We start from the raw sequence: 13,011 nt of genomic DNA, 5'->3' as shown, positions 1-13,011 counted from the left end.
GACAGTGTTTTCCCGGTGGCGGGGTTGGTGTATGACAATCTACGCCCAGTGCAGTCCAGGTTTTTATCCCGACAATTCCATCTTGCGCCAATCCCTTACTCTTTTGAAAAGCAAGAACTGCCCCTCTAGTCAATGACCCAAAAATCCCATCAATTTTTCCAGGGTTGAAACCAGCTGCTGCTAACTTAGTTTGCAACTTTTTCACGTTAGCACCAGATGAGCCCATTTTTAATAAAGGACATTGCGGTTGTCCATTGGAATTACCTATGTTTTTGTTATGCAAGTCAAAGCCCCCCTTTTTTTCTAGCATATGTCGGATTAATTAACAATGTAAATTGTCCTTGATTTCTAAAATCATTATTACTATTTAGATCATCACTAACCCTTAAATAATGCATAAAATAGTAAATCACAGGCAATTGTCTCTGATATTGAATGAAAGAGGTGACGATATTGACTACCTTAAGGCGGGGAGCGCGAGGGAACGAGGTTAGCGAGCTTCAAAGACTGTTACTGGAATGGGGTTATAACCCTGGGCCAATTGATGGAGTTTTTGGGGCGAAGACTGAACAGGCCGTCCTTCAGTTCCAAAGGGATCATGGATTAACGCGGGACGGAATTGTTGGTCCCTTCACTTGGCGGGCTCTTCAAAGTCAACTGCCAGGCCATCAAATGTACACAATTCAAGCAGGTGACACTTTATACAAAATAGCCTTGAGATTTCAAATCAGTCTGTCTAGTTTATTAGCTGCCAACTCTGGGGTTGACCCTAATCAATTAAGAATTGGTCAACAAATTAGGATTCCCGTTCCTGGTCCTGGACCAGAACCCGTTCTTACACGTGTCGTAAGCGGATGGCTACCTTATTGGGTTCAATCTCTAGCTTTTCAATCAGTTCAAAATCACCCGGAGATATTTCATTCAATCTCACCTTTCTGGTATGTAATGACATCTGATGGTGATGTCCTAAGCTTTCCTGGTGCTGAAAGCAGTACCGTTCTTTCCTATGCCAGAGCACATGGAATTAGGGTGATCCCACTTATTACAAATAGTTTTGACAGTGAACTCATTTCAATAGTTCTTAATGATCCAGTTCTTCGCCAAAGACATGTTCAGAACATCGTCAGCAAGACAGTTCAAATGGACTATCCAGGAATCGATATTAATTATGAGAATTTATTTGTTAGAGACCGCGAATTATTTGTAGTCTTTCTGCGAGAACTCAAAGCCGCTCTTTATGCCATGAGCAAATTGCTTATTGTGAGTGTTCATGCTAAGACTGATGCAGCGGGAGCGTGGAGCGGCGCAGAAGCACATGATTATGTTGGAATTGGCCAAGCGGCTGATGCCGTTCGTGTCATGGGGTACGACTTTCACTGGCAAGGAAGCGATCCTGGACCCGTGGCACCTGCCGATTGGGTCGATGCGGTCTTGGCCTATGCGGTTTCAACTATCCCAAGAAATAAGATAGAACTTGGCGTGCCAGTTTCGGGTTATGATTGGCCGCTAGGTCAAACGGCCACGAGTGTTACCTATTCTTTTGCTGTTGCTAAAGCTAACCAGTATAACGTTCCTATTGCCTTGGATGCTTTACTGGGCCCCCACTATACCTATATGGATATTGCTGGTATTAACCATGAAGTTTGGTTTGTGGATGCACTTTATTTCGGAACACTTTTAGACCTTGTTAATAAATACGATATCCGTGGGATTTGTATCTGGCACCTTGGTGCGGAGGATCCGAAAATTTACGATGCTATAATTGGCAAGTTCTAAATCCCTTCATTAACGAGTATTCATTATGCTTGAACTCGTGGTTGATTGAGCACAATCCGATTAATTATTTAAAGTAAGGAGCTTCCCGGTTGGAAAGCTCCTTACTTTAGAGCGTGTCTGCGCATGGGAAATCAATAGAGATTCAGTCAATTACATAGAAATCCTTCTTTCTAGCATAATAGATTCAGGAGGTGTATTATGGATCTTTATTGGCTTATACAAGCTGTTGCCTACTGGTCAATGGGCAACTGCAATGAATTATACAACCGTGTCCCTCAAACGGATATACCTTCCAGGGTGGAGTATTCCTGAAACGTTTATGTTCGCAATTTTTTCTCATGTTCTTTTGCTCTATGCTTTTAAGTATCTGCATCATGTAAGTAAGTTAGGCGCTTCTGAAAATATGATTGAGGATTCTTTCTTGAGCTTTTAAAAAAGATAGTTTTATTTTTGTTAGTAAAATACGGAATGCCGCAACTTGGTTTTTAACCAAGTTGTTTTTTGTTTAAGTTTTCTGTTTAAGCTGTCATCTTAGAAAAGTCTATTTTCCACGAGGTCAATTGAAATTTCTAAGGATAAATAATCTAGAGGTCCGCTAAAGAATCTGATGCAATTCTACGTAATCCGGCAATGTATAACTCACTTTGTTCTTTTCAATGCTTCTTTGATAAAAATAGTCTAAATTTATTACATTATTTTGACTTGTCCTTATATACAATATAATGTAATTTGTGTTAATATTCAATTAAATGAATCTAAATTCATTTAATTGAATATATTCCTATACATCCTATTTCCTCATATTGGAAGCAAAGTATTCATAAAATTCTGTCTTGAACGCGCATTATTGTTTGCAACCAATAATTAAATGAAATGGCAGGCGATATAACATGAATCAAAAGCCAGGTACAATTTATGACGACGCAAAAAAGTGTGTTGATCAAGTTATCAATTATGTAGGGAAAGATATTACCTTTTGTATGTCTCTAGCCCTTGGTAAACCCATTATCTTTATGAATGAACTGTACCGACGGGCTAAAGAGGATCCCGAAATAAAGCTAAAAATTATTACTGCACTCACGCTTGAAAAACCCAAAGGCCATAGTAATCTGGAAAAACGTTTTTTGGGACCTCTGTCAGACAGGGTTTTTGAAGGTGTTCCTGAATTCGATTTTATGCTTGATTTCAGAGCTGGAAAGCTATCCAAAAACGTTGAAGTGCTCGAATTCTTCTGCAAAGCTGGCGGATATCTGTCTAGTCCTGAAGCTCAGCAAAACCATTTAGCTACAAACTACACCCACGCCACTCGTGATGCTATAGCCTTAGGTGCTAACGTCTTCGGCCAGTTAGTCGGTTATCAGGAAATCGATGGCAAAACGATGTATTCTATGAGTTGTAACACAGATGTCTGTTTGGAAGCCGTAAAAGTCTTAAAAGAGCTAAGGGCAAAAGGAAAAAAAGTTGCTATCATCGGAGAGGCAAACAAGAAAATGCCCTTTATGTATGGAGATGCAGTTGTAGAAGCGGATACATATGACATTATTCTTCAGGGACCACAATACGATTATGAACTTTTCTGTCCCCCTAAAGATCCTGTTGCCCTGCCCGATCACATGATCGGCATTAATGTCAGCACCTTGATAAAAGACGGGGGCACTATACAGGTAGGAATTGGCGCTTTGGGCGATGCTATTGTAGCAGGGCTTATCATGCGTAATGAACATAACGATTTATATCAGGATATTTTAGAAAAGGCCGGTATTTTTAAACGATACAAGAAACTAATCACCGAATGGGGGGATACAGGAACTTTCAAGAAAGGTCTCTATGGTTCATCTGAGATGTTTGTTGACGCCTTTATGCAAATGTACAAGAGTAAAATTCTAAAAAGAAAGGTCTTTAACAGCGCACCTCTTATGAAACTCATTAATGAAGGAAAACTCGAACCAGATAACATCCCCGCTGATATCATAGATCAACTCATTAAAATGAAAGCAATTCATTCTAAATTAAATGAAGAAGACTTTGTCTTTCTCACTGATTACGGCATCTTGAAAAAGGGTCTTTCCTATGAATCGGGTGCAATTATCGATGAGGGTACTAAATACTCTGCAGATATGAATGACGAAAGAAATCTTATGGAGATTCGAAAGCTACTCGGGAAAGAGTTACTAGGTGGTCAAGTTATCCTCGGTGCCTTCTTTGTTGGCCCAAAAGCCTTCTATCGGGCTCTTAATGATATGAGTGAAGAGGAAAGAAAACTCTTTGGCATGTCCGGTGTGGAGAAAGTTAACCAGCTTTATGGTGATGAAGAACTGAGAAGCCTGCAACGAAAGGACGCACGTTTTGTCAATACCGGCATGGTGGCAACTGTTCTGGGATCCATTGCTTCGGATCAGCTCGAGGATGGTCGAGTTATTAGTGGAATTGGCGGCCAATATAATTTTGTGGCCATGGGGCACGCCCTAGCAGATGCCAGGGTTATTATGATGGTCAAAAGTACAAAAGGTTCTGGTAAGAGCCTTAAGTCCAACATCGTCTTCAGCTATGGTCATTGCTCTATACCCAAACATCTGAGGGATATCATTGTTACAGAGTATGGGATTGCCGACGTTCGCAGCAAACCTGAAAAACAGGTTATTGCGGAATTAATCAATGTCGCTGATTCCCGATTTCAAAACCAACTTTTAGATCGGGCCAAGAAAGCAGGCAAAATACCTCAAGATTATGAAATTCCTCAAGAATACAGAAATAATACACCAGAAAAGATTACTGCCTTACTTAAGCCTTATCAGGCCCACGGAGTATTCCAGCCATTTCCCTTCGGAACGGATTTGACAGATACTGAAATTGCTCTGGGTGGGGCCCTTAAGGGCTTGAAAAAGCTCTCAAGTGGCAACCGTCTAAAAATGGCTACAGGGTTGCTGCAAGAATTCTTTAGACCAATCCCAGAATCAACTCATCATTATATGGAGAGATTAGATCTCCTCAAGCCTTCTTCTATGCAAGAAAGGATCCTGCAAAAACTAGTGGTTTTCGCATTAAGAAACAATAATCTTCTCAAGAAACCGAGTCTTAACCAAAAGCCTGTTTTAGATCAGGTCAGAGATAAACACTCGCTTTAGTTTTCACCTAATCGAAAAACAAAAGCCCCCAATTCAATTGAGGGGCTTATTTTCATGGCCCGAGCGAGATTCTAACAGGATTTAGGACGATGAATTGTTTCCTCTTGTGAAGAATGTCTTTGCTTCCTAAACTCTTTGGTCCAATAGTCAACTTTCCATTTTTTCATAATTTCCGGAACTTTTACCTCGTCGTCTTTAACAGTGAACTCGTTCAGCTAAATCTGAACATCGAGACTTCGGTGACGTAAGTCTCCAGTACGATAGTCCGGTGGAGAGTATCGTCACCTAAGTAGAATAAGTAACACCCACAAGAAGTGGGTGTCTCGGAATTGATCAAACGATCTATTAAACTCATTAGTTTGTTATACTATATATAGTTGTACTTCTGAGAGAGTTTTTTATCCATAAAATACTTTCTTTTTCTATGTCATTCTTTTACTAATAATTGTCATAATATTTAGTTTAATTATGATTATGCTTCTCTCCGTCTATTAATCATAGCGTTTTATAATTCAAAAAATTAAGTAATAGGAATAATATAAATTTATAAACAATTTAGAATAATCCTATTACATTCTATAGGGAAATATGATAAAATTTACCTGAATGAATTATCATTCAGGTAAATTATTAAATTTTTTGTTAATTATTTACGGATGGGCCTATTAAATAGCAATTATTACATGTGGATTGGAGGACAGTTAGCTGCAGTTAGATTAAGAGTATTATTACAACAAAGTGGCTCATCGAGTAAATAACAATCGGTCTAAAGATGCTCTCATTTTCTGTAATTTGTTGAAATGGTGGGTGACTATTCAAATGAAAGAAAACTCGGGAATGATCTATGACGATGCGAAAAAATGTGTCGATGAAGTTATTAGCTACATAGGGAAAGATATTTGCTATGCTATGACTCTTGCCCTAGGGAAGCCAGTTCATTTTATCAATGAACTTTACTCTCGAGCAAAAAAGGACCCCGAAATTAAACTAAAAATTATTACTGCTCTTTCTCTGGAGATACCTAAAGGCAACTCTGAACTCGAACGGCGCCTAATGCAACCGATAGTAGACAGAGTTTTTGCAGGTGTTCCGGAATTTGAATATATGATTGATTTTAGGGCAGGTACCCTTCCGAAAAATGTCGAAGTGTTCGAATTTTACTCTAAAGCAGGTACTTACCTCAATAATCCCGTAGCCCAACAGCATCATTTGTCTTCTCACTATACACATGTTGTTCGAGATGCTTTAGCCCTAGGCACAAACGTTTTTGGCGAACTTATAGGCTACAAAGAAATTAATGGCAAAACTATGTATTCTATGGCCTGTAACCCTGATATCTGTCTTGAAACCGTTCGTTTAATGAGTGAAATGAGAGCCAATGGTCAAAAAATAGTGATCGTCGGAGAAGCAAATAAAAAAATGCCTTTTATGTATGGAGATGCCGTTGTAGAGGCCGAAACCTATGATATGATTCTTCAGGGGCCGCAATTCGACTATGAACTTTTCTGTCCTCCTAAAGATTCTGTCGCCCTGGCAGATCATATGATCGGTATCAATGTCAGCCCTTTAATCAAAGATGGCGGTACCATTCAAGTTGGCATTGGAGCCCTTGGAGACGCCATTGTTTCGGGACTTATTATGCGCAATGAACATAATGCTTTGTATCAGGAAATCCTGGAGAAAGCTGGCATAAAAAAACGATATAAGGAACTGATTGCCCGGTGGGGAGATACAGGCACTTTCGAAAAGGGGCTTTATGGCTCATCAGAAATGTTTGTTGATGCTTTTATGCAGATGTATAAAAGCAAGATTCTAAAAAGGAAAGTCTTTGAAAGCATCCCTCTTATGAAGCTGATCAATGCCGGAAAGCTTGCGGCAGATAACATCCCTCCTGATATTATCGACCAACTCATTGAAATAAAAGCCTTGCATAGAAAACTTAAGGCCAAAGACTTCGCTTTTCTCACGGAATTTGGGATCCTGAAACAGGGCCTTTCTTATGAAAACTATACAATTATCGACGGAGAGACCTGCTACTCTGCCGATATGAATGATGAGAAAAACAGACTAGAGATTCGAAAACTGCTTGGGAAGGAACTCCTCAAAGGTACAGTGATACTGGGAGCATTCTTTTTAGGTCCAAAAGCATTTTATCAAGCCCTCAATGATATGAGCGAGGAAGAAAGACAGCTCTTTGCCATGTCAGCAGTCGAGAAGGTCAATCAGCTTTATGGCGGAGAAGAACTGCGTACCCTGCAACGGAAGGATGCCCGCTTTATAAATACCGGCATGGTCGCCAGTGTTTTTGGAGCAATTGCTTCAGATCAACTCGAGAATGGTCAAGTTGTCAGTGGAATCGGTGGGCAATATAACTTTGTAGCAATGGGCCATGTCCTGCCTGATGCTAGGATCATTATCATGATCAAAAGCACAAAAGGTTCTGGTCAGAACCTTAAATCAAATATAGTCTTTAGTTACGGTCATTGTTCAATCCCTAAACATATGAGAGATATTATAGTTACTGAGTATGGGATAGCTGACATTCGCAGTAAACCGGAAAAGCAGGTTATTGCCGAAATGATCAATATTGCTGATTCCAGGTTTCAGAAACAGCTGGTAGCACAGGCGAAAAAGGCAGGAAAGCTCCCCCTGGATTATGAAATTCCTGAGGAGTATAGAAATAATACACCACAAAAGATACATGCCCTGCTTAAACCCTATCAGTCGCATGGGCTCTTTCCACAATTCCCGTTTGGAACAGATTTAACAGAAATTGACATCGCTCTGGCTGGTGCCTTGAAAGGCATGAAGGGGCTAGCCAAGGGAAATCGACTCAAACTAGCAAAAGGAATGTTGGCAGAACTTTTCAGACCTACTCCAAAATCAGTTCAGCACTACTTGGACAGAATGAAACTTGCCCACCCTTCTTCGATTAATGAGAAAATCATGAGAAAGATAGTTGTTTTCGCACTTAGGAATGCCAATGTAATTTCGGCTTCTGCTCCACGTCCCATAAATGTTTCGAGTCAAGTAAAAGGCTAAGTTTTGCAAAGCCTTTATTGATTAACAATAACAACACGTCTATGAGATGGAACAAACTATCCTCATAGACGTGTTTTCTTATTTAGTGCAATTTTATACCTTTAAGTTGAGAGGCTACCTCTCCTCTCGGTCATACGACAGACCCAACGCCCCAGGCGCGGTTAGACGTCCTTTTTGACGGGCTACCACAAAAACCAGGATTATAACTGTGAACAAATAAGGCAACATTTGTAAGAAAAAGGGCGATATTTGATAGCCCAGAACTTGCAGACGGAAACCAAGGGCATCAATCCCCCCAAAAAGGTAGGCACCCATTAAGGCCCGCCATGGATTCCACAAGGCAAAAATCACGAGAGCTACCGCTATCCATCCTCGGCCTGCCGTCATGTTTTCCAACCAACTTGGGGCATAGGCCAAGGATAAGTATGCTCCTCCTATACCGCCTAAGGCTCCACCTGCCATTACATAGATATATCTCAGATAAAAGACGTTTAAACCAAGGGCATCCATAGCTGCCGGATTTTCTCCCAAAGCTCTGAGATTTAAGCCAGGTCTAGTATGAAACATAAAATACCATATTATAACAACCAGCACATAGCTGATGTACACTAACGCATCATGTTGAAAGAAAATGGGGCCTATGTAGGGTATATCTGCCAAGGGACCCAGGGGGATAACACCAAATGGCTTCTCAACCGGAATTCCAATATAAGCCTTACCAAGGTAACCGCTTAGCCCCGTACCAAAAATAGTTAGCGCTAAACCGCTTACGACTTGATTAGCCCGAAGTGTAATGGTTAGGAAGGCATGAATTAAGGCCACTGCTCCGCCAGCCAGCATGGAAGCTAACAAACCAAGCCAAGGGCTGCCTGTGGTTACTGCCATCATAAACCCTGAAACTGCACCGATCAGCATAATACCTTCAACTCCGAGGTTGATGATTCCTGCTCTTTCAGTAATTAGTTCACCCAGGGCTGCATAGAGAATCGGTGTACCGGCAATCACTGAAGCTGCCAATAAAGGGATCAAGAATTCTTGGATGCTCACTTGCTTAATTCCTCTCCTTTCTGGCTCACCAGTTTCAACCGGTAGTTAGTAAGGACTTCTCCTCCAAGGACAAAGAAGAGTATCGCCCCCTGTAACATCGTAGCTACAGCGGCAGGCACACCTTCTACCTGGACTGCGTATCCTCCCACCTGCAACGCCCCAAACAAGACCGAGACTATAAGGATAGCCAAGGGGTTAAGTTTGCTGAGCCAAGCCACAATAATAGCCGTATACCCGTAGCCCGGGCTGATTCCATGTTGCAGCTTACCAATAATGCCGCTAACTTCAGCCATACCTGCCAACCCTGAAATTGCCCCGCTTAGGAACATCACCAATAAAATATTTCGTTTGATATTCATGCCTGCGTAACGCGCCGCTCGTTCACTTGAACCAATTACGTTAATGCTGTATCCCCAGCGGGAATACTTAAAAACAATGGCTAGGATAACAGCCAAGGCTAAGGCGAAGAACAAACCCGTATGAACACGGGAATCACCCAGACCAGGCAACCTGGCAGCCTCCGCAAAAGATGCAGTTATGGGGAAATTTGATCCCTCGGGATCTCTCCAGGGGCCATAGACCAAAAAGTCCACCCAGAGGATCGCCACGTAATTGAGCATTAAGGTTGTAATAATTTCATTAACCTTCCAAATCGCTCTCGGAATAGCCGTCAAAAGTGCCCAAAGTCCCCCTGCAATCATTCCAAGGATAATCATTCCCGGGAGCATGAGGTAAACTGGCAGAGTTGGAAAAGTTAAGGGCAACCAGGTTGCCGCCATAGCCCCCATGTAGAGTTGCCCTTCAGCACCAATGTTCCACAACTTCATCTTAAAAGCCAACGAAACTCCTAATGAGGTTAACATCAGTGGAATAGCCTTAACCATGGTCTCGGTGAGGCCATATTTCGAACCCAAACTGTCAACCAACATAAGCGAATACACCGTCAGTGGATTTTCTCCGGTAAGGACTAAGAAAATCCCTCCTAATAACAGAGCCAACAGTACGGATATTAAAGGGATGATAAAAACCATCACCGGCGACGGAGTCAAGCGCTTTTCCAGTTTAAAGGTGAGCCGGTTCATTGTCATTCATCCTTTCTTTGGCTAAGCTGGAACCTGTCATTAAGAGTCCTACCTCTTCTAAATTAGCTTGTTCAACCGGAAAATCTCCTGTTAGCTGACCGTCGAATACTACCCCTACCCGGTCTGCTAATTTAAATATCTCATCAAGGTCCTCAGAGATCAGCAGGATTGCCGTCTTTTGTTTCTTTAATTCCAAAAGTAATTTATGGACCGCTTCAGTGGCTCCGATATCCAATCCCCTTGCAGGATAAATAACTACCATTAATTTGGGTGAACTAGAAATCTCTCTAGCCAATAACAGCTTCTGCAAGTTCCCCCCTGACAGCACTTTAATAGGCTGATGCAAGCTGGATATTTTGACTTGATACTGTTTTACTAAAGTCTCGGCATTATGCGCTACCGCTTGGGATTTCAACAACCATCGCCCTGAGTACTCCGGCTGATGATAATTTTTTAGAATAAGGTTTTCCAGGGCATTTAGTTCAGGTACAAGTCCCATACCTAAGCGATCTTCAGGTACATAAGCAACCCCTAGGTCAATGATAGTGCGGGGGGAGAGGTTGCTTATATTCCCGTTGTTTAAAAGAACTTTCCCGCTCTCGACCTGGCGCAAGCCTGCGATGACTTCCGCCATCTCTCGTTGTCCGTTGCCCGATACACCGGCTAGCCCGAGTATTTCTCCTTCCCGTACACAAAGGGTCATGTTACGCAAGCAAGGCAGACCCATGTCATTGAAGGCATTTACCTTATCCAGTTCCAGTACGACCCCACCCACAGGAGAAGAGTCTCTCTCATACTTTGAGGCCACAGCTCTGCCAACCATTAAGCGGACCATTTCTTTGGCATTAATTTGGTCATGTTCAAGTACGCCAGCTAACTTTCCCTGTCGTAACACGGTAACTCGATCTGCAATCGCCTCAACTTCATTAAGCTTATGTGTAATAAGAACAATGGCACATCCTGCGGAGGCCATTCTGCGTAAATTTTCAAACAGTTCGCCGGCTTCCTGAGGAGTCAATACCGCCGTGGGTTCATCCAATATCAATACTTTAGAACCGCGGTAGAGCATACGGACAATCTCCACGCGCTGTTTTTCTCCGACCGAAAGTTGCCAAACCTTGGCATTCAAATTGATCTCCAGACCATATTTCTTTCCAAGCTCATTAATCTTGGCTTTAAGTTCCTTGTTCGCTAAAAAAAAGGAATTTCCCTTTTCACCTAATGTAATATTTTCGGCTACAGTAAAGGGCTCGACTAATTTAAAGTGCTGATGGACCATACCGATACCGCAAGCTATGGCATCCCTAGGGGAACGAAATTTTTGTTCAACCCCGTTTAGCAGAATTTTGCCGGCATCTGGCTTGTAAAGCCCAGCCAGTACGGACATTAAAGTACTTTTCCCTGATCCGTTCTCTCCCAATATGGCATGTATTTCTCCAGGGTTAATATCAAGGTCTACATGGTCATTCGCCAGTACACCTGGGAACTTTTTCACGATTCCCTTTAATTGGATTAAGGATTGGTTCATCTCTGTTCCCCTCAATTCACAAACAATTTCCGGCGAAACCTTAAAAAGGAGGCTGCGAAATTATGGGAGATTATGCTTTAAGGTCACTTAAGCACCCTTCAAAGCATAATCTCTACTATTATAATCTCTATATAAAGATAGTTAAATTATTTCTACCCGGATTTTATTTGGGGATTGTTCCGTCTACCCCTTCTACAAACCAGTCAAATGAAAGCATATCTTTGTCAGACATTACTTGACCTTCTGGGACTTTAACAGCTCCCGTTTGATCCTTAATAGGGCCGGTAAAGACATCCCATTTTTTGCTCACAATTTTATCTTTAGCATCTGCAACAAGTTTCTTAGTGTCATCGGTCACCATAGGACCGAAAGGAGCAATATCAACAATACCATCGCTCATAGGACCCCAGTATTGATCATTTTTCCAAGTCTTATTAATAACTGATTCTACAGTTTTCACATAGTAAGGACCCCAATTCCAAACTGCAGATGTCAACACTGCTTTTGGTGCCATCTTGGACATATCCATATTATAACCGATTCCATATTTACCTGCTTCTTCTGCCGCTTGCATAGGTCCAGGAGTATCCTGGTGTTGAGCAATGACATCTGCTCCAGCCGTCAGGAGGCTCTTGGCAGCATCTTTTTCTTTAGCAGGATCATACCAAGTATTAGTCCAAACTACCTTAACTTTGGCAGCGGGATTAACAGAGCGTACCCCTTGAGTAAAGGCGTTGATGCCCCGGATAACTTCTGGGATAGGCATGGCTGCGACGTAGCCAATAGTGTTACTTTTCGTAGTTTTACCAGCCGTGATACCTGTCAGATAACGAGCTTGGTAAATACGACCGAAATAGGTCCCAACATTATCTGCAGTTTTGTAACCAGAATTGTGCATAAATGTAACATCAGGGTATTTTTTTGCTACATTAATGGTCGGATCCATATAGCCAAAACTGGTTGTAAAGATGATTTTGTTACCCTTTTCAGCGAGTTGAGTAATAACACGCTCAGAATCCGCACCCTCAGGGACTGATTCCATAATCGTTGTCTCCACTTGTGGTAACTTTTCTACTAAGTATTTGCGACCCTGGTCATGAGCGAAGCTCCAACCCGCATCCCCTACTGGTCCAACATACACAAATGCAACCTTGAGTTTCTCCTTAGCAGCGTCAGCTGGCGCTGGAGTTGAAGTTGCTGGGGTTTTGGCACCGCAGCCGGAAATAACCAAAAGCAGCGAAACCAATAAGGTGACTAAAATTGCACTTCTTCGTTTTAAATTCATCTCAAATTTTCCTCCTTTTTCTTTCTCTATTCCACCACTAATATAAATTTGTCTGTTATTCACCTCCCATTTCTTTTACAAGAAAAGCTTCCCAGAGATAAGATAATCACCTCTAGAAAGCTTCGT

8 protein-coding genes are annotated in these 13,011 nt (G+C 41.8%); 3 read left to right on the top strand and 5 right to left on the bottom strand.

Going from position 1 to position 13,011, the window contains the following annotated elements; translation table 11 throughout:
* Nucleotides 1-283, bottom strand: a 283-nt coding sequence (locus BUB11_RS21345; RefSeq protein WP_345788592.1) for a peptidoglycan-binding domain-containing protein, incomplete at its 3' end; no start/stop codon positions are given.
* Between the two features lie 161 nt (nt 284-444).
* On the opposite strand from BUB11_RS21345, the gene BUB11_RS21340 reads away from it, so the two are divergent.
* The 3 genes from BUB11_RS21340 (at nt 445) to BUB11_RS21325 (ending at nt 7,943) form a co-directional block, all read left to right on the top strand.
* Entirely contained in the window at nt 445-1,776 is a 1,332-nt protein-coding gene (locus tag BUB11_RS21340; protein WP_345788593.1) for a peptidoglycan-binding protein, read from the top strand.
* Nucleotides 1,777-2,666: 890 nt separating this feature from the next.
* Entirely contained in the window at nt 2,667-4,901 is a 2,235-nt protein-coding gene (locus tag BUB11_RS21330; protein WP_073032094.1) for an acetyl-CoA hydrolase/transferase C-terminal domain-containing protein, read from the top strand.
* 819 nt (nt 4,902-5,720) lie between these two features.
* Nucleotides 5,721-7,943 carry an acetyl-CoA hydrolase/transferase C-terminal domain-containing protein gene (locus BUB11_RS21325; RefSeq protein ID WP_073032092.1) on the top strand — a complete coding sequence of 741 codons (2,223 nt, stop codon included), beginning with the start codon at nt 5,721-5,723 and terminating at the stop codon, nt 7,941-7,943.
* A gap of 114 nt (nt 7,944-8,057) precedes the next feature.
* On the opposite strand, the gene BUB11_RS21320 is transcribed toward BUB11_RS21325, so the two are convergent.
* The 4 genes from BUB11_RS21320 to BUB11_RS21305 all read right to left on the bottom strand — a co-directional run bounded on the left by BUB11_RS21320 (nt 8,058) and on the right by BUB11_RS21305 (nt 12,885).
* Entirely contained in the window at nt 8,058-8,990 is a 933-nt protein-coding gene (locus tag BUB11_RS21320; RefSeq protein ID WP_073032090.1) for an ABC transporter permease, read from the bottom strand.
* On the bottom strand, nt 8,987-10,072 hold the full coding sequence (locus BUB11_RS21315; protein ID WP_073032088.1) for an ABC transporter permease: 1,086 nt from the start codon (nt 10,070-10,072) through the stop codon (nt 8,987-8,989). The genes BUB11_RS21320 and BUB11_RS21315 overlap by 4 nt, the downstream gene beginning before the upstream one ends.
* The gene (locus BUB11_RS21310; protein ID WP_073032086.1) at nt 10,053-11,600 is read right to left on the bottom strand and encodes an ABC transporter ATP-binding protein; all 1,548 of its coding nucleotides are present in this window, start codon (nt 11,598-11,600) and stop codon (nt 10,053-10,055) included. The genes BUB11_RS21315 and BUB11_RS21310 overlap by 20 nt, the downstream gene beginning before the upstream one ends.
* Before the next feature lie 163 nt (nt 11,601-11,763).
* On the bottom strand, nt 11,764-12,885 hold the full coding sequence (locus BUB11_RS21305; RefSeq protein ID WP_073032084.1) for a BMP family ABC transporter substrate-binding protein: 1,122 nt from the start codon (nt 12,883-12,885) through the stop codon (nt 11,764-11,766).
* Between the last annotated feature and the right edge of the window lie 126 nt (nt 12,886-13,011).

The organism is Desulfosporosinus lacus DSM 15449 (genome assembly GCF_900129935.1).
In the GTDB taxonomy this organism is placed as follows: domain Bacteria; phylum Bacillota; class Desulfitobacteriia; order Desulfitobacteriales; family Desulfitobacteriaceae; genus Desulfosporosinus; species Desulfosporosinus lacus.
This window is presented reverse-complemented; position numbering and strand designations above follow the sequence as displayed.